Origin of the sequence: Paracoccus sp. NSM (assembly GCF_052379855.1) — a bacterium.
Lineage (GTDB): Bacteria > Pseudomonadota > Alphaproteobacteria > Rhodobacterales > Rhodobacteraceae > Paracoccus.
This window is the reverse complement of sequence record NZ_JBQTCG010000010.1, coordinates 53297-70207: the sequence shown is the minus strand read 5'-3', so window position 1 is coordinate 70207 and position 16911 is coordinate 53297. Positions and strand designations below refer to the sequence as shown.

Sequence of the window (16911 nt, the reverse complement as noted above, 5' to 3'; positions counted from 1 at the left end):
GGTCTGTTCCTCTGTTGGAAGTGAAGGGCCGCGTTTCAGCGCAGCGCGTGGAAATTCGTGCCAAGCGATCCGGGCGCGCCGGTGCCGGCGCGCCTGCTGAATTTCTGCCGGGCCGAGATGGCGACCAGCACGATGATCGTCGCCAGATAGGGCGCCATCGACAGCAGTTGCACCGGCACCGCGACCCCTGCGGCTTGCAGGCGCAGCTGCAGCACCGTGACGCCGCCGAAAAGCCAGGCCCCGGCCAGGACGCCCGGCGCCGTCCAGTTGGAAAAGACCACAATGGCCAGCGCAATCCAGCCTGCGCCCGCCGTCATCCCTTCGGTCCATTGCAGGACGGTCGCGATCGAGATGAACGCGCCGCCGACCCCCGCCATGGCGCCGCCAAAGGCGATCGCGGCCAGGCGGGTCAGGCGGATGTTGTAGCCAAGGGCATGGGCGGCCTCGTGGTTCTCGCCCACGGCGCGCAGGATCAGGCCGGACCGGGTGCGGTTCAGGAACCACCAGACCAGCGGCACCATGACCAGCCCCAGCCAGACGATCCAGTTGATCCCCAAGGGGCCTGCGGGCATGGCGGGGGCGCGCACGCCCTCGAAGGGCTTGCCCAGCATGGCGGCAAGGCCCAGGCCGAACAGGGTCAGCGCAAGGCCCGATGCGACCTGATTGGCCAGAAACACCTGCGTCAGCGCCGCGAACAGCATCGAGATCGCCGCCCCCGCAAGGGCCGCGACCAGAAAGCCCAGAAAGGGGTTGCCGGTCGAATAGGCCGCGCCAAAGCCTGCCAGCGCGCCGGTGATCATCATCCCCTCGACCCCGAGGTTCAGCACGCCCGCGCGCTCCACCACCAGTTCGCCAAGGGCTGCGAACAGGATCGGGGTCGAGGCGCCCAGCAGCAGCAGAAAGACGGAAAGCGGGTCGATCATCATGCGGTGATCCTTCTGCGGATCTGGTAGCGGGTCAGCAGGTCGAAGCCCAGCAGGAAGAACAGCAGCATCCCCTGAAAGACCTGGACCGAGGCGGCGGGCAGGCCCATCGTCAGCTGCGCCAGCTCGCCCCCGATATAGGTCAGCGCCAGCAGCAGGCCCGCCAGCAGGATGCCCACCGGATGCAATCGCCCCAGAAAGGCCACGATGATCGCGGTAAAGCCGTAGCCCACGCCGATCCGGTCGGTGATCTGGCCTGCCGGGCCTGCGACCTCGAAAAGGCCCGCAGCCCCTGCCAGCGCGCCCGAGAGGCCAAGGCAGAACGCGACCAGCACCGCCGGGCGAACGCCCGCGAAGCGCGCGGCACGCGGCGCGGTGCCCGCGGCGCGGACATGGAAGCCGCGGATATGGCGGCTCATCAGGAACCACGTCGCCAGCACGGCGAAGGCCGCCGCGACGACGCCCCAATGCGCGCCGGTTCCCGCGATCAGTTCCGGGTTCGAGGCCGAGGGATATTGCTGAAGGTTGCGCGAGCCGGGAAAGCCCATCCCCTGCGGGTTGCGCATCGGGCCGAACGCCATCCAGGCGGCGATGCGCTGCGCCACATAGACCAGCATCAGCGACACCAGGATTTCGGACGCGCCGAACCAGTTTCGCAGAAGCGCGGGGATCATCCCCCAGGCCCAGCCCCCCGCCAGACCCGCCGCGACCATGGCCGGGAACAGCCACCATGCCTCCAGCGGGTAAAGCGCCAGCGCCACGGCGGCGCCGGTGATGGCGCCCATGATGTACTGCCCCTCGGCGCCAATATTCCAGATGCCCGCGCGAAAGCCGATGGCAAGGCCGCTGGCGATCAGGATCAGCGGCGCGGCCTTCACCAGCAATTGCGGGCGCGAATAGCTGGAGGCCATGCCGAACAGTGGGTCCCAGAAGATCGTGCGGATCGCCGCCACCGGATTGTGGCCCATGATGGCGAACAGCAGGCCGCCGGTGATCATCGTGGCCAGCACTGCCATCAGCGGCGTGGCGATCTGCCATATGTTCGAGGCGCTTTGCCGTGGGACAAGCTGGATCATATCCGTGCCTCCTCCATGCCATGCGCGCCGCCCAGCATCAGGCCGATGCGGTCCAGCGTCAGGCCCTCGGTCGGCACCGATGGCGACAGGCGCCCCTCGTTCAGGGCGCAGAAACGGTCGGACAGTTCCAAAAGCTCATCCAGATCCTGAGAGATGACGATGACACCCGCCCCTTGCCGCGCCAGATCCAGCAGCGACTGGCGGACGGCGGCGGCGGCGCCCGCATCCACGCCCCAGGTGGGCTGGTTCACGACCAGCACGCGGGGCGCCTGCATCACCTCGCGGCCGATGACGAATTTCTGCAGGTTGCCCCCCGAAAGCGCGCGGGCCGCGACATGGGGGCCGGGGGTGCGGACGTCGAAGTCGCGGATCACCGCCAGCGCATAATCGCGCGCGGCTGCGTGGTCGATCAGCCCGCCCCGGACCAGCCCCTTGCGGGCGCCAGCGGTCAGCAGCGTGTTCTCGGTCAGGCTGAAATCGGGGACGGCGGCATGGCCCAGACGATCCTCGGGCGCGGCCAGAAGGCCCGCGACGCGGCGCGGCTCGGGGCCCTTGCCCGACAGGTCGGCGCCTTCCAGCGTCACCGTTCCGGGGCGGCTGGCGACCTCGCCCGACAGGGCGGCCAGCAATTCCTCTTGTCCGTTGCCGGCGACGCCTCCGATGCCCAGAATCTCGCCCGCACGCAGCGTCAGGGCGATGTCCTTCAGCGCGGTGCCTTCGGCATCAGGGGCGGGCAGCGACAGGCCCCGCACCTCTAGCAGCACATCGCCCGCCTGGCGGCCCGAGCGGTCGATCTGGCGCATCTGGCCACCGACCATCATCGCCGCCAGATCGCGCGCGGAATGGGCGCGGGGATCGCAACTGTCCACGACGCGGCCATGCCGCAGGATCGTGGCGCGGTCGCAATGGGCGCGGATTTCCTCGAGCTTGTGGCTGATGTAGAGGATCGCGGTCCCTTGGGCTGCCAGCTTTCGCAGGGTGGCAAACAGCAATTCGGCCTCTTGCGGGGTCAGGACGCTGGTCGGTTCGTCCATGATCAACAGCCGCGGGTTCTGCAACAGGCAGCGGATGATCTCGACCCGCTGACGCTCGCCCGCCGACAGGGTGACGATGCGGCGCGTGGGGTTCAGGGGCAGGCCGAAATCGTGGCTGACCTGCGTGATCCGCGCGGCCAGTTCGCGCCGGGGGGGCGGGTTCTCCATCCCCAGGGCGATGTTTTCGGCGACCGTCAGCGCGTCGAACAGGCTGAAATGCTGGAACACCATCGCCACGCCCGCCGCCCGCGCGGCGCGCGGATCATGGGGCGCGTGGGGTGCGTCCAGCAGGAACATCCGCCCGTCGTCAGGCCGAACGAGGCCATAGATCATCTTGACCAGCGTGGATTTTCCCGCGCCGTTCTCGCCCAGCAGGGCATGGATCTCGCCCGGCCTCACGGCAAAGGAGACGTCGTCATTGGCCCGGACGCCGGGATAGGACTTGCCGATCCCCTCGGCGCGAAAGACGGTCGGCTCGGCCAAATCTGTCCCCTTGGTCAAAACTTCACCTGCTTAAACCGGCAATCGCCCGAGGTGCAATTGCGCTATTCGGTCAGGCTGAGATACTGATGGGATCATGGCCGAGAAATCCCCCCGATTCATCCATCTTCGCACACATTCCGAGCATTCGCTGCTGGAAGGTGCCATTCCTGTGGGCAAATTGCCAAGCCTTGCCGCCGATGCGGGCATGCCTGCCGTGGCGCTGACAGACACGAACAACATGTTCGCGGCCCTGGAATTCAGCGTGAAGGCCCGCGACAAGGGGGTTCAGCCGATCATCGGCTGTCAGGTGACGCTGGCGGCCGAGGCGACCGGCCCGGTCGTCCTTCTGGCGCAGAACCGTGATGGCTGGATGAACCTGATGGCGCTGTCCTCGTGCCTCTATCTGCGCGAGGGGGGCGCGCTGCCCCATGTCACCGTCGATGAATTATGCGCCCATGCCGAGGGGCTGATCTGCCTGACCGGCGGCGCGACGGGGCCTTTGGGCCAGCTGATCGCGCAGGGGCAGGCGACCAAGGCCGATGCGCTGGCCGCACGTCTGGCCGAGGCTTTTCCGACGCGGCTTTACGTCGAATTGCAGCGCCATCCGGGCGAGGACGGCTCCCTGATGGCCGCCGAGGCCGCCAGCGAGGGCGGGCTGATCGACATCGCCTATGCGCGCGACCTGCCGCTGGTGGCGACGAACGATGTCCATTTTCCCAAGCCGACCATGTACGAGGCCCATGACGCGCTGATCTGCATTGCGGAAAAGGCCTATGTGGATCAGTCCCAGCCCCGCCGCCGCCTGACGCCGCAGCATTATTTCAAGACGCCCGAGGAAATGGCGGTGCTGTTCGCGGACCTGCCCGAGGCGCTGGACAACACCGTCGAAATCGCCCGCCGCTGCGCCTTCGCCGTGTCGAAACACGCGCCGATCCTGCCGAAATTCGCCGATGACGAGGTCGCCGAACTGCGCCGTCAGGCCCGCGAGGGGCTCGAGGCGCGGCTGAAGGTCATCCCCCATGCCGTCAGCGTCGAGGAATACCACGCCCGCCTGGATTTCGAACTGGGCATCATCGAACAGATGGGCTTTCCCGGCTATTTCCTGATCGTCGCGGATTTCATCGGCTGGGCCAAGGCGCAGGGCATCCCGGTCGGTCCGGGGCGCGGCTCGGGGGCGGGATCGCTGGTCGCCTATGCGCTGACCATTACCGATCTGGACCCGCTGGCCTATTCGCTGCTGTTCGAACGCTTCCTGAACCCCGAACGCGTCTCGATGCCGGATTTCGACATCGACTTCTGCATGGACCGCCGGGAAGAGGTGATCCGCTACGTGCAGGACAAATACGGCAAGGACCGGGTGGGCCAGATCATCACCTTCGGCGCGCTTCTGTCCAAGGCGGCGGTGCGCGACGTGGGCCGTGTGCTGCAACTGCCCTTTGGACAGGTGGACCGCCTGTCCAAGATGATCCCGGTCGAGGGCGTGAAGCCCGTCAGCATCACCAAGGCCCGCGCCGACGAACCCCGCCTGCGCGAGGCGGCGCGGGAGGAGGTCGTGGGCCGGCTTCTCGACTACGCCGAACAGCTCGAAGGACTTTACCGCAACGCCTCGACCCACGCCGCCGGGGTGGTGATCGGCGACCGGCCGCTGGACCAGCTTGTGCCGCTTTATCGCGATCCGGCATCCGACATGCCGGCCACGCAGTTCAACATGAAATGGGTGGAACAGGCCGGGCTGGTCAAGTTCGACTTTCTGGGCCTGAAGACCCTGACGGTGATCCAGAACGCGGTCGATCTGATCAACGGGCAGGGGCGGCCCCTGCATGTCGCAGCCGACGGGCGCCAGCTTTACCAGCCTGCGCCGGGGACCGAGAACCAGATCAACCTGATCCCGCTGGATGACAAGGCCAGCTATGATCTGTTCGCCAGCGCCCGCACGGTCGCGGTGTTCCAGGTGGAAAGCTCGGGCATGATGGACGCGCTGCGCCGCATGAAGCCCACCTGCATCGAGGACATCGTGGCCCTCGTGGCCCTCTATCGTCCCGGCCCGATGGAGAACATCCCGACCTATTGCGAGGTCAAGAACGGGCAGCGCGAACTGGAATCGATCCATCCCAGCATCGACCATATCCTGGCCGAGACGCAGGGCATCATCGTCTATCAGGAACAGGTGATGCAGATCGCGCAGGTCATGGCGGGCTACTCGCTCGGCGGCGCGGACCTTCTGCGCCGCGCGATGGGCAAGAAGATCGCCGCCGAGATGGCCAAGGAACGGCCCAAATTCGTCAAGGGCGCGATCGCCAACGGCGTGCCGGAAAAGAAGGCCGGCGAGGTCTTCGACCTGCTGGAGAAGTTCGCCAATTACGGCTTCAACAAATCCCACGCGGCGGCCTATGCGGTGGTCAGCTACCAGACCGCCTGGCTCAAGGCCAACCACCCGGTCGAGTTCATGGCCGCGGTGATGAACTGCGATATCCACCTGACGGACAAGCTGGCGGTCTACAAGCGCGAATGCGACCGCATGGGGATCGAGATCGTGCCGCCCTGCGTCAATCGCTCGGCGCCCACCTTCACGGTGGGGCAGGGGCGCATCCACTACGCGCTCGGCGCGCTCAAAGGGGTCGGGATCGAGGCGATGCGGCTGGTCCACGACGCGCGCGGCGACCGGCCGTTCAAGGACATCCACGACTTCGCCCGCCGCGTGGACATGAAGCGGGTGGGCAAGCGCCCGCTGGAAATGCTGGCCCGCGCGGGCGCCTTCGACGCGCTGGACGAGAACCGCGCGCGTGTGATGAAGTCGCTTGACGCGCTGGTCGCCTGGTCTGCGGCAGTGCAGGAACAGGCGGCCTCCAGCCAGACCTCGCTTTTCGGCGCGGGCGAGGATCTGCCGCCGCCCCGCGCCCCGCTGGCGCAGGTCTGGCTGCCGACCGAGAAACTGGGCGAGGAACACAAGGCCATCGGCTTCTACCTCTCGGGCCATCCGCTGGACGATTACCAGACCGCGCTGAAACGCAAGAAGGTGCAGACCCTCGCCGAAATCTCGCGCGAGGCCGAGACGGGGCCGATGGTCGCCTTCATCGCGGGCACGGTGGCGGCGCGGATGGAACGCAAATCGGCCAAGGGCACCGCCTATGCCTTCGTCAGCCTGTCCGACCCGACGGGGCTCTACGAGGTGACGTGCTTTTCGGACCTGCTGTCTGCCGCGCGCGACAAGCTCGAGCCGGGGCAGAACGTCGTCCTGCAGGTCAAGGTCGAGCCTTCTGGCGATCAGGTGAAGATGCTGGCCAATTCGGTCAGCCTGCTCGAGGATTTCGTCGCCGATGCGGGGGCGGGCTGCCTCGCGCTGGAAATCCAGGGCGCCGACACGATCCCCCGCCTGGCCGAGGTCCTGCACCGCGTCACGACCGAGATCACCGCCCCCTCGCGCGCCCGCGGCCCGATCCGCCTGCGCCTGCGCCACGAGGACGAAATCATCGAGATCGAGGTCGCCAACGACGCCCCGCTGACAACTCCGGCCCGCCAGGCTCTGCGCGCGGTACCCGGCGTGCTCGACGTCATCGAAGAATAGCGGCCAGCACTTCTTCTTCACTCAAATATCCTCGGGGGGTCCGGGGGGCGAAGCGCCCCCGGCGTGCCCGCCATCCCCACTGGCCAGATGTTCCCGCTTCGTGCTAGGAATTCAAAAAAGGGGGCAGCATGAAGGTCTTGGGCATTGATCCCGGTTTGCGGAACATGGGCTGGGGCGTGATCGAGGTCGATGGCCCGCGCATCCGCCATGTCGCCAATGGCACGATCCATTCCGACGGCGCGCAGGATCTGGGCGCGCGGCTCTCGGTGCTGTTTCGGGGTCTTTGCACGGTGATTGCGGCCCATCAACCCGACGAGGCGGCGGTAGAGCAGACCTTCGTAAACAAGGATGCGACCGGCACGCTGAAACTGGGTCAGGCGCGCGGCATCGCGCTGCTGGCCCCGGCCGAAGCCGGGATCGCGGTCGGCGAATACGCCCCGAACGCGGTCAAGAAGACCGTGGTCGGCGTGGGCCACGCGGGCAAGGAACAGGTGCAGCATATGGTGCGCGTGCAATTGCCCGGCGTCCGTTTCGAAAGCCCTGACGCGGCGGATGCACTGGCCATCGCCATCTGCCACGCGCGCCATCTTCAGGGGCGCAGCCTGCGCGTGATCGCCGCCGGAAAGGGCGCGGCATGATCGGGCGGATCGCGGGGATCATCCTTCACCGGGCGCGCGATCATGTGCTGATCGACGTGCGGGGCGTGGGTTATATCGTTCATGTCAGCGAAAGGACGGCGGCGATGCTGCCTCCGGTCGGGCAGGGGGCAGCGCTTTATACCGAACTGGTCGTGCGCGAGGATCTGCTGCAACTCTTCGGCTTTCCGACGATGCTGGAAAAGGAATGGCACCGGCTTCTGACCTCGGTTCAGGGGGTGGGCGCCAAGGTGTCGCTGGCGATCCTCGGCACGCTTGGACCCGAGGGGCTTGGGCGCGCGATCGCATTGGGGGACTGGGCGTCGGTCCGCAAGGCGAACGGGGTCGGGCCGAAGCTCGCGCAGCGGATCGTGCTGGAGCTGAAGGACAAGGCGCCCTCGGTCATGGCCCTGGGCGGCGCGCTGACCGTCGATGCGGGGGACGTTGCCGCGGGCGGTGGCGCGGAGGCGTCGGGCATCGAGCCCGACGCCTCCGCCGCCGCGGCGCCGGGCGCCACGGCGCCCCCCCCGCCAGCCGCCGTGCGAAAGGCGGGCGGGTCTGCGGCCTCAAATTCCGGTCAGGCCATGGCGGACGCGTTGTCGGCGCTGGCCAATCTGGGCTATGGTCCGTCCGAGGCGGCGGCGGCTGTGGCCGAGGCTCAGGCGGGGGAACCGGGCGCCTCGACCCCCGTTCTGATCCGGGCGGCGCTGCGTCTTCTGGCGCCGAAGGATTAGCGGAGGCTGGTTGATGGAAGCGAATATCAAGGTCTTCATGCTGATGGCCGCGCTGACGGCGCTGGTCATGGTTCTGGGCTGGATGCTGGGCGGCGGCGGTGGCGCGGTTCTGGCGCTGCTGATCGCGGGGGGCATGAACTTCTTCGCCTATTGGAACAGCGACAAGATGGTCCTGCGCCAGCAGGGCGCGGTCGAGCTGTCGCCCAACCAAGGGGCCGAGCTTTACGCCATGACCGCCGATCTGGCCCGCCGCGCCGATATGCCGATGCCCAAGCTCTACCTGCTGCCGACCGAACAACCCAACGCCTTTGCCACCGGCCGCAACCCCGAGAATGCCGCAGTCGCGGTGACGCAAGGCCTCTTGCGCGCGCTGAACCGGGACGAGATCGCGGGCGTGATCGCGCATGAACTGGCCCATATCAAGCACCGCGACACGCTGACCATGACCATCACCGCCACGATGGCGGGGGCGATTGCCATGATGGGCAACATGATGCTGTTCATGGGCGGCCGCGATGGGCGCGGGGGCGGGATCGGCGCGATCCTGGCCATGATCCTTGCCCCCCTCGCCGCCGCCATGGTGCAGATGGCGATCTCGCGCGCCCGCGAATACGAGGCGGACGCGACCGGCGCGGCGATCTGCGGGCAGCCGCGTGCGCTGGCCTCGGCGCTGCAGCGGATCAGCGCGGCCGCGGGCCGCAGCGTGAATCTGCCCGCCGAAAAGAACCCCGCCGCCGCGGCTATGTTCATCATAAACCCGCTGCACGCGCTGCGGGCCGACCGGCTGTTCGCCACCCACCCCCCGACCGAGGAACGCATCGCCCGCCTCATGGCGCTGGAGGGGCGCGCCGCGCCCGTGCGTCCGACCGCCGCCAGCCGCATTCCGCGTGCGGGCCGCAACGACCCCTGGTCGCGCGGATGAGCCAACCCGACCCCGTCCTGCGCGCCGACCGGATGGAGGGCGATGCCGAGGATCGCGCCCTGCGGCCTCAGGGCCTGTCGGAATTCGTCGGTCAGGCCGAGGCGCGGGCGAACCTGAAGGTCTTCATCGAAAGCGCCAGGATGCGCGGCAAGGCGATGGACCACACGCTGTTCTACGGCCCGCCGGGTCTGGGCAAGACCACGCTGGCGCAGATCATGGCGCGCGAGCTGGGCGTGAACTTCCGCATGACCTCGGGGCCGGTCATCGCGCGGGCGGGGGATCTGGCCGCGATCCTGACCAATCTGGAAGCCCGCGACGTGCTGTTCATCGACGAGATCCACCGTATGAACCCCGCCGTCGAAGAGGTGCTCTACCCCGCGATGGAGGATTTCGAGCTGGATCTGGTTATCGGCGAGGGGCCTGCCGCCCGCACCGTCCGGATCGAGCTGCAACCCTTCACGCTGGTCGGGGCGACGACCCGGCTTGGCTTGCTGACGACCCCTTTGCGCGACCGCTTCGGCATTCCGACGCGCCTGCAGTTCTACGAGATACCGGAGCTTGACCTGATCGTGCAGCGCGGCGCGCGTCTGATGGGGATCAGCGCCGATCCCGAAGGCACGCTGGAAATCGCCCGCCGCGCCCGTGGCACGCCGCGCATTGCCGGGCGGCTTCTGCGACGGGTGGTCGATTTCGCGCTGGTCGAAGGCAATGGCCGCCTGACGCGCGAGATCGCCGATCTGGCGCTGACGCGGCTGGGGGTGGACGATCTGGGCCTCGACGGGGCGGACCGGCGCTATCTGACGCTGATGGCGCAGCATTACGGCGGCGGGCCGGTCGGCGTCGAGACGCTGGCCGCCGCCCTGTCGGAAAGCCGCGACGCCATCGAGGAGGTGATCGAGCCCTATCTGCTGCAGCAGGGCCTGATCGCGCGCACTCCGCGCGGGCGCCAGCTTGCGCCGCGCGCATGGCGCCATCTGGGGATCGACGCGCCCCGGACCCCGGCGCAGACCGACCTGTTCGAGGGCGAGGGCTGAACGCAATCTCTAAAAGTTTAGGGATTCAGCCCTGCGCATAGGCGACAAATCGGTCTAACGAAATTCGTTAATTGCGCGTAGGGCTGTTGGCCCATAGATAGAAAATATGAACGATTCGTCTCACTTCTCATTGGAATCGATGCTCTGCTTCGATGTCTATGCCGCCAATCTGGCTTTTGGCCGGCTTTACAAGCCGATGCTGGACGAATTGGGCGTGACCTATCCTCAGTTCCTGGTGCTGACGTCGCTGTGGCAGGAGGACGGGCAGAGCGTGGGGATCATCAGCGCGGGGCTGGGGCTGGACAGCAGCACCCTGACGCCGCTGCTCAAGCGGCTGGAACAGGCCGGGCTGGTGGATCGCAAGCGCGACACCGATGACGAACGCCGCGTCCGCGTCAGCCTGACCGATGCCGGGCGGGCGCTGCAGAAGCCCGCGCGCGGCGTGCTGAAACGTATCAGCGAGTCGCACGGGCTGAGCTTGGCCGAGGTCGAAAGCCTGCAATCGCTTTTGTGGCGCCTGCGCCGCGCGCTGGCCTCTGCGGCAGGCTGAACCCTTGCGTATTCCCTTGCGGCGTTGCATGGGACGGGCATGAAGCCCACCGACCAGATCCCCGATATGCAGGCCCTGCGGGCCGAGATCGACGCACTGGACCGCGATCTGGTGCGCCTGCTGGCGCGCCGCCGCGACCTGATCGACCGTGCGGCCCAGCTCAAGGCGGTGAATGGCTGGCCCGCCCGCATCGAGGCCCGCGTCGAAGAGGTTGTCGCCAATGCCCGCAGCCATGCGACGGCAGCGGGGCTGGACGCCGACCTGATCGAGACGATCTGGCGCCAGCTGATCGAGGCCGCCATCGCCCAGGAAGAACGCCAGCTTGAACGCAAGGAGCAGCCATGACCGCAGCGATCATCGACGGAAAGGCCTTTGCGGCCGGATTGCGTGACCGGATCGCCGCCGAGGTGGCGGCTCTGGCCGGTCGCGGCATCAAGCCGGGCCTTGCGGTCGTGCTGGTGGGCGAGGATCCGGCCAGCCAGGTTTATGTGCGGTCCAAGGGGCGCATGACGGTCGAGGTCGGCATGGCCTCGTTCGAACACCGCCTGCCCGACACCACGCCCGAGGCCGAGCTGCTGGCGCTGATCGCGCGGCTGAACGCCGATCCGGCGGTGAACGGCATTCTCGTGCAACTGCCCCTGCCGCGCCACATGGACGAGGCGGCGGTGATCAACGCGATCTCGCCCGAAAAGGACGTGGACGGGTTCCACATCCTGAATGTCGGGCGTCTGGCGACGGGTCAAAAGGCGATGGTGCCCTGCACGCCGCTTGGCTGCCTGATGCTGCTGCGTGACCGGCTGGGCGATCTGGCCGGCAAGCGCGCGGTGGTGATCGGGCGCAGCAACATCGTCGGCAAGCCGATGGCGCAGCTTTTGCTGCGTGACAGTGCGACGGTCACAGTCGCGCATTCGCGCACCGCCGACCTGCCCGCGCTGTGCCGCGAGGCCGATATTCTGGTCGCCGCCGTCGGCCGCGCCGAATTCGTCAGGGGCGACTGGATCAAGCCCGGCGCGACGGTCATCGATGTCGGCATCAACAGGACCGAGGCCGGGCTGGTCGGCGATGTCGATTTCGCCAGCGCCCTGCCGGTGGCGGGGGCGATCACGCCGGTTCCCGGCGGGGTGGGGCCGATGACCATCGCCTGCCTGCTGGCCAATACCCTGACCGCAACGGCCCGCGCGAACGGCCTGCCGGACCCCGAGGGGCTGACCCCCTGAGCCCGCCCCACGGCGCGCATGAAAAAGCCCCGGTCCTGCCGGGGCTTTGTCGTTCCTGAAGATCGGCTCAGGCCGGGGCGGGGTCGCCGCCCTGAGCGGGCTTGCCCGCCTTGGGGATCGCGGTGACCGAGGGGATGACGCTGCCCGGCCCGCTGTCATCGCCACCATCCAGAGGCTCGCCGCGAAGGATCTTGCCGATCTCCTCGCCGGTCAAAGTCTCGTATTCCAGAAGGCCCTTGGCCAGACGCTCGAATTCTGCCTCTTTCTCGATCAGGATGCGACGGGCTTCCTGATAGCCTTCTTCGATCAGCTCGCGGACTTCTTGTTCGATCAGCTCCTTGGTCGCGGCCGAGACCGAGAAACCGCCGGTGCTGCCGTTATAGCCCTCATGCGCCTCGGCGTAGTCCACCGCGCCGACCTTGTCGGACATGCCCCACCGCATCACCATCGCACGGGCCAGCGCGCTGGCCTGCTGGATGTCGCCGGCAGGGCCGTTCGACACGCCCTCTTCGCCGTATTTGATGATCTCGGCGGCCTTGCCGGCCATGGTCATGGTGATCTTCTGCTTAGCCTCGTCCTTGTGGAAGTTCAGCCGGTCCATCTCGGGCAGGCTGACGACCATGCCAAGCGCGCCGCCCCGTGGAATGATCGTCGCCTTGTAGACCGGGTCGCATTTGGGCAGCGACAGGCCGACGACGGCGTGACCGGCCTCGTGATAGGCGGTCTTTTCCTTCTGCTCGGGCGTCAGGACCATGCTGCGGCGCTCGACGCCCAGCATGACCTTGTCCTTGGCATTCTCGAAATCTTCCATGCTGACGAAGCGGCGGCCAATGCGGGCGGCCATCAGCGCGGCCTCGTTCACCAGGTTCATCAGGTCGGCGCCCGAGAAGCCCGGCGTGCCGCGCGCGATGATCCGCAGATCCACGTCGGGGCCGACCGGCACCTTGCGGGCATGGACCGACAGGATGCGCTCGCGGCCCTTGATGTCGGGGTTCGGCACATAGATCTGGCGGTCGAAGCGGCCCGGACGCAGCAGCGCGGGGTCCAGCACGTCCTTGCGGTTGGTCGCGGCGACGATGATGATGCCCTCATTCGCCTCGAAACCATCCATCTCGACCAGAAGCTGGTTCAGCGTCTGCTCGCGTTCGTCATTGCCGCCACCGATGCCCACGCCGCGGGCGCGGCCCACCGCGTCGATCTCGTCGATGAACAGGATGCAGGGGGCGGATTTCTTGGCCTGCTCGAACATGTCGCGCACGCGGGATGCGCCGACACCCACGAACATCTCGACAAAGTCCGAGCCCGAGATGGTGAAGAACGGCACGCCCGCCTCGCCCGCGATGGCGCGCGCCAGCAGCGTCTTGCCGGTGCCGGGAGGGCCGACCAGCAGCGCGCCTTTCGGGATCTTGCCGCCCAGACGGCTGAATTTCTGCGGATTGCGCAGGAATTCGACGATTTCTTCAAGCTCTTCCTTGGCCTCGTCGATGCCCGCCACGTCATCGAAGGTCACGCGGCCCGATTTCTCGGTCAAGAGCTTGGCGCGCGACTTGCCAAAGCCCATCGCGCCGCCCCGCCCGCCGCCCTGCATCCGGTTCATGAAGAAGATCCAGACGCCGATCAGCAGGATGAAGGGCAGCCAGACGCCCAGCATCGACATGAAGCCCGAGCTTTGCTGACGCACCACGCGCACATCGACGCCGCGATTGACCAGGTTTCCGGCCAGTTCCTCGCCCAGGGGGCGGATGGTCGCGTATTGCTGGCCGTCCGCGCCCGTGATCGCGACGTTCTCGCCGTCGATGACCACTGCACTGACCTGATCGTTCTGCACCCTCTGCATGAATTCCGAATAGCTGATCTGCCGGCTGTTGGCGGTGCCGGCCCCGTCGCTGAACATGTTGAACAGCGCCAGGATCATCAGAAACAGAACCACCCAAAAGGCGAAGTTGCGTGCGTTGCCCAAAGTCGGTCCTCCGGCGGGGAAAGCGGTTGTCCTGAAAATAGGGATTATCGGCAAAGGTTCAATGTGCCTTCACCAGGCTGCGGAAATCTGCCGCGCCACGAAGGGGGGTGACGCGCCACGGACCCTGCCGCAGCAGGGCGGCGGCGACCAGCGTTTCGCCCTGCCAGATGGCGGGGCTGGCGGCGGCCTCGTCGCGGGACAGGCCCGCATCGCGCCAAGCGAGGCGGGTCAGATGCGCCGTGCCAAGGGCCGCGACATGCTGGCCCGGCGCCAGCCCCTCGACCAGCCAGCGCCGGTCCCAGGCACCGGTGACGACCGGCACGGCGCGCCCGGCCGCCGCTGCCTCGCGCGTCAGGCGCAGATCGGCACCCGAGGGCGCGATCATCGTGCCGTCCAGCGTGACCCGCGCCCCCGCCTCGATCGAGCGCAGCGCGTGCAGCAGCGTGGCGCGACGCGGCGGGTAATCGGCACCGGTGATCCAGCGGCACGAGGCGACCAGCAGGCGGCGCCGGATCTCGGGCGGGGCCTCGTTGAAGGCGCCGCGCGGCAGGATCAGGCGCCCCTGTTCGATCTGCGCCTCCCGCGCCACAAGGGCCGCGAAATCGCACAGCGCGTCGCGCGCCTCGGCGATATGGCGGGCGGCCAGGGCCAGCGGGGCAGGGTCGAGACCAAGCGTGGCCATCGCGCGGCGGACGCGGACGCGTTCGAAATCGGTGTTCTCATTGCTGGGATCGTCGATCCACGAGACGCCGCGCGCCTTGAGCCAGTCGCGCAGTTCCTGCCGGTGCGTGCCGAGGGCCGGGCGCAGCCAGCGCATCCCGAAGGCGTCACGCCATTCGGCCATGCCCGCCAGCCCGTCGATCCCGGCGCTGCGGACCAGCCGCATCAGCAGCGTCTCGGCCATGTCGTCGGCGGTATGGCCAAGCGCCACGGCGGGCAGGTCGTTGCGCTGCGCCCAGCCCGCCAGCAGCCGCAGCCGTGCGTCGCGGGCCTGCGCCATCAGGTTGCCGCTGCGGGTCTCGCGCTGCCAGCGCAGGGTGACGTGGCTCAGGCCAAGGGCGCGGGCGGCGCGACCGACCTCGGCGGCCTCGAGGTCGCTGCCGGGGCGCAGGTCGTGATCCACGGTGGCGACCATGATGCGGCGTCCGCGCGCCCATTCTGCGGCCACCTGCATCAGCGCGACCGAATCGCCGCCGCCCGACACGGCCAGCCCAAGCGCGGGCAGATCGCCCGCCAGACGGTCCAGTGCCGCCATGATCCGCGTGGCCGGGTCGCTGCCCGAGGCGATCACCCCCGGCCCCTAGTCGTGTTCGGCCAGATCGGCCAGCGCCTCGGGATCGAGCGCGGGGTCCAGCAGCGGGTCCAAGGCGCCCAGATCGGCGCTGCCGCAGCCCAGCCGGACCAGACCGGCCTCGGCCTCTTGCGCGGGGGCGCTGCCGGGGAAACGCGCCGGGATCTCGGCCAGATAGAGACAGGCGGCGGTGGTGTCGCCCTGACCCTCGATCACGCGGGCGATGCCCAGCAGGCTTTCACCCGCCCGGCGGCTGTCGGGATCGGCGGCGAAGCCTTCAAGCCACGCGGTCGCGGCCGCGCGCGGATCGCCGCCGCGTTCCAGCGCCACCCCGCGCAGGAACAGTGCCTCGGCGGTCAGGGGGCCTCCGGCATGGGCCTCGGCCACCTGCGCGAAGAGGCGTGCGGCCTCCAGCGTGTTGCCCGCGTCAAGCGCGGTGCGGGCGCGGTCGAAATCGGCCTGTTCGGCGGCGGTCGCCGCGCCTGCGGTGCTGTCATCCATGCTGGGCGCAGGGGCCGAGGGCGCCAGTTCCGGCGCCAGCCCGCCCACGCCCGAAGGCACCGTCAGCGCGCTGAGATCGCAGGTCTCGTCCATCTCGCAGAGGCGGAATTCCAGATCGGCCAGCCGACGTTCATTGTCGGTCGCCACGCGGTTGATGCGGTTCTGAAGGCGTTCGGCCTGATCGGTCAGGCGCATCAGCTGCGCCTCCATCGCGTTCATGCGGTCGATCGCGGTCTCGCCGCCCGCCGCCTGAAAGCCCTCGGCCCCGGATGCGACCAGTTCGGCGCGCAGCCGCTGAAGATTGGCGCGCAACTCGGCAAGGCTTGCCCGCATCTCGTGCAGGGACGCATCGCGGCTGGGCGTTTCGGCAGGCGATGCGGGCGCTTCGGCCTGCTGTGCCAGCGCGGGGCTGGCCAGCGCCAGAAACAGGGCGACCGGCCAGACGCGCATCACAGACCCGCCCCGCCATCGCTGACCACCGTCACGGCGCGGCGGTTGCGGGCATAGCAGCTTTCGTCGGAACAGATCTCGGCCGGGCGCTCCTTGCCGAAGGACAGGGTGCGGATGCGCCCCGGTGCGACGCCCTGCGCCACCAGATATTCCTGCACCGCGCTGGCACGCCGGGCGCCAAGCGCAAGGTTGTATTCGCGCGTGCCGGTTTCCTCGGCATGGCCCTGGACGATGGCGGTGAAATTGCCGTTCCGGTTCAGCCAGTCAGCCTGGCGGGACAGGATCGCGCGGGCCTCGGGCGTCAGTGCGGTCTGTTCGGCCGGAAACAGGACCGTGTCGCCGACCTGCGCGCGGAAGAACTGCGCGCTGCCCTCGACCCCGATCACGCCGCCCGGCAGGTTGCCCTGAAAGACCGCGCCCGCCCCGGTCTGGGCATAGGGGTCGATCACCGGCGGCGCAGGCGGCGCAGGCTGCGCACAGGCGGCCAGCGCCAGAAGACAGGCGATCAGGGCAGGCTTGGTCGCGGCGTGGGTCAT

Annotated in this window: 15 protein-coding genes; 8 read left to right on the top strand and 7 right to left on the bottom strand. The window is 68.3% G+C overall.

All coding sequences use genetic code 11. The features are described 5' to 3' along the window. Positions 1 to 35: 35 nt before the first annotated feature. From ACTZWU_RS13590 to ACTZWU_RS13580, 3 genes are read right to left on the bottom strand one after another with little or no spacing between them, the layout of a single operon-like run. On the bottom strand, positions 36 to 926 hold the full coding sequence (locus ACTZWU_RS13590) for an ABC transporter permease (RefSeq protein WP_444737900.1): 891 nt from the start codon (positions 924 to 926) through the stop codon (positions 36 to 38). Then, positions 923 to 1999 (bottom strand): ABC transporter permease, encoded by a 1077-nt coding sequence (locus ACTZWU_RS13585; protein ID WP_444737899.1) that lies wholly within the window; start codon positions 1997 to 1999, stop codon positions 923 to 925. Before ACTZWU_RS13585 ends, ACTZWU_RS13590 begins: the two co-directional genes overlap by 4 nt. Next, positions 1996 to 3516, bottom strand: coding sequence for an ABC transporter ATP-binding protein (locus ACTZWU_RS13580; protein WP_444737898.1), 1521 nt, complete (start codon positions 3514 to 3516; stop codon positions 1996 to 1998). The genes ACTZWU_RS13585 and ACTZWU_RS13580 overlap by 4 nt, the downstream gene beginning before the upstream one ends. A 94-nt stretch (positions 3517 to 3610) precedes the next feature. Between ACTZWU_RS13580 and dnaE the strand changes: the two genes are divergently transcribed. The 8 genes from dnaE to folD all read left to right on the top strand — a co-directional run bounded on the left by dnaE (position 3611) and on the right by folD (position 12173). Beyond that, complete coding sequence (gene dnaE, locus ACTZWU_RS13575) at positions 3611 to 7081, top strand: DNA polymerase III subunit alpha (RefSeq protein WP_444737897.1); 3471 nt, start codon at positions 3611 to 3613, stop codon at positions 7079 to 7081. Between the two features lie 128 nt (positions 7082 to 7209). Further along, positions 7210 to 7719 (top strand): crossover junction endodeoxyribonuclease RuvC, encoded by a 510-nt coding sequence (ruvC, locus tag ACTZWU_RS13570; RefSeq protein WP_444737896.1) that lies wholly within the window; start codon positions 7210 to 7212, stop codon positions 7717 to 7719. Then, positions 7716 to 8450 carry a Holliday junction branch migration protein RuvA gene (ruvA, locus tag ACTZWU_RS13565; protein WP_444737895.1) on the top strand — a complete coding sequence of 245 codons (735 nt, stop codon included), beginning with the start codon at positions 7716 to 7718 and terminating at the stop codon, positions 8448 to 8450. The genes ruvC and ruvA overlap by 4 nt, the downstream gene beginning before the upstream one ends. Positions 8451 to 8463: 13 nt before the next feature. Further along, a complete protein-coding gene (htpX, locus tag ACTZWU_RS13560) occupies positions 8464 to 9372 on the top strand; it encodes a zinc metalloprotease HtpX (protein WP_444737894.1) in 909 nt (302 codons plus the stop codon). Next, complete coding sequence (gene ruvB, locus ACTZWU_RS13555) at positions 9369 to 10406, top strand: Holliday junction branch migration DNA helicase RuvB (protein ID WP_444737893.1); 1038 nt, start codon at positions 9369 to 9371, stop codon at positions 10404 to 10406. The genes htpX and ruvB overlap by 4 nt, the downstream gene beginning before the upstream one ends. Before the next feature lie 139 nt (positions 10407 to 10545). Beyond that, on the top strand, positions 10546 to 10956 hold the full coding sequence (locus tag ACTZWU_RS13550) for a MarR family winged helix-turn-helix transcriptional regulator (protein ID WP_444737892.1): 411 nt from the start codon (positions 10546 to 10548) through the stop codon (positions 10954 to 10956). A gap of 39 nt (positions 10957 to 10995) precedes the next feature. After that, on the top strand, positions 10996 to 11301 hold the full coding sequence (locus ACTZWU_RS13545) for a chorismate mutase (protein WP_444737891.1): 306 nt from the start codon (positions 10996 to 10998) through the stop codon (positions 11299 to 11301). Continuing rightward, positions 11298 to 12173: a bifunctional methylenetetrahydrofolate dehydrogenase/methenyltetrahydrofolate cyclohydrolase FolD gene (gene folD / locus ACTZWU_RS13540; RefSeq protein ID WP_444737890.1), complete on the top strand. Its 876-nt coding sequence runs from the start codon at positions 11298 to 11300 to the stop codon at positions 12171 to 12173. The genes ACTZWU_RS13545 and folD overlap by 4 nt, the downstream gene beginning before the upstream one ends. A gap of 67 nt (positions 12174 to 12240) precedes the next feature. Here folD and ftsH read toward each other — a convergent pair whose 3' ends face one another. The 4 genes from ftsH to pal are packed head-to-tail and all read right to left on the bottom strand — an operon-like array spanning position 12241 to position 16911. Continuing rightward, positions 12241 to 14133, bottom strand: a complete 1893-nt coding sequence (gene ftsH, locus ACTZWU_RS13535; RefSeq protein WP_444737889.1) for an ATP-dependent zinc metalloprotease FtsH — start codon at positions 14131 to 14133, stop codon at positions 12241 to 12243. Positions 14134 to 14191: 58 nt separating this feature from the next. Further along, complete coding sequence (gene tilS, locus ACTZWU_RS13530; RefSeq protein WP_444737888.1) at positions 14192 to 15424, bottom strand: tRNA lysidine(34) synthetase TilS; 1233 nt, start codon at positions 15422 to 15424, stop codon at positions 14192 to 14194. Between the two features lie 9 nt (positions 15425 to 15433). Next, positions 15434 to 16375 (bottom strand): tetratricopeptide repeat protein, encoded by a 942-nt coding sequence (locus tag ACTZWU_RS13525; RefSeq protein ID WP_444737887.1) that lies wholly within the window; start codon positions 16373 to 16375, stop codon positions 15434 to 15436. Continuing rightward, positions 16375 to 16911 (bottom strand): peptidoglycan-associated lipoprotein Pal, encoded by a 537-nt coding sequence (gene pal, locus ACTZWU_RS13520; protein ID WP_444737886.1) that lies wholly within the window; start codon positions 16909 to 16911, stop codon positions 16375 to 16377. The genes ACTZWU_RS13525 and pal overlap by 1 nt, the downstream gene beginning before the upstream one ends.

Excerpts from the sequence above, each read along its gene's own strand:
- ruvC (WP_444737896.1), top strand. The coding sequence starts at position 7,210 with ATGAAGGTCTTGGGCATTGATCCCGGTTTGCGGAACATGGGCTGGGGC.
- ACTZWU_RS13550 (WP_444737892.1), top strand. The coding sequence starts at position 10,546 with ATGCTCTGCTTCGATGTCTATGCCGCCAATCTGGCTTTTGGCCGGCTT.
- pal (WP_444737886.1), bottom strand. The coding sequence starts at position 16,911 with ATGACCCACGCCGCGACCAAGCCTGCCCTGATCGCCTGTCTTCTGGCG.
- ACTZWU_RS13590 (WP_444737900.1), bottom strand. The coding sequence starts at position 926 with ATGATGATCGACCCGCTTTCCGTCTTTCTGCTGCTGCTGGGCGCCTCG.
- ruvA (WP_444737895.1), top strand. The coding sequence starts at position 7,716 with ATGATCGGGCGGATCGCGGGGATCATCCTTCACCGGGCGCGCGATCAT.
- ACTZWU_RS13545 (WP_444737891.1), top strand. The coding sequence starts at position 10,996 with ATGAAGCCCACCGACCAGATCCCCGATATGCAGGCCCTGCGGGCCGAG.
- folD (WP_444737890.1), top strand. The coding sequence starts at position 11,298 with ATGACCGCAGCGATCATCGACGGAAAGGCCTTTGCGGCCGGATTGCGT.
- ACTZWU_RS13585 (WP_444737899.1), bottom strand. The coding sequence starts at position 1,999 with ATGATCCAGCTTGTCCCACGGCAAAGCGCCTCGAACATATGGCAGATC.
- ruvB (WP_444737893.1), top strand. The coding sequence starts at position 9,369 with ATGAGCCAACCCGACCCCGTCCTGCGCGCCGACCGGATGGAGGGCGAT.
- dnaE (WP_444737897.1), top strand. The coding sequence starts at position 3,611 with ATGGCCGAGAAATCCCCCCGATTCATCCATCTTCGCACACATTCCGAG.
- htpX (WP_444737894.1), top strand. The coding sequence starts at position 8,464 with ATGGAAGCGAATATCAAGGTCTTCATGCTGATGGCCGCGCTGACGGCG.
- ACTZWU_RS13525 (WP_444737887.1), bottom strand. The coding sequence starts at position 16,375 with ATGCGCGTCTGGCCGGTCGCCCTGTTTCTGGCGCTGGCCAGCCCCGCG.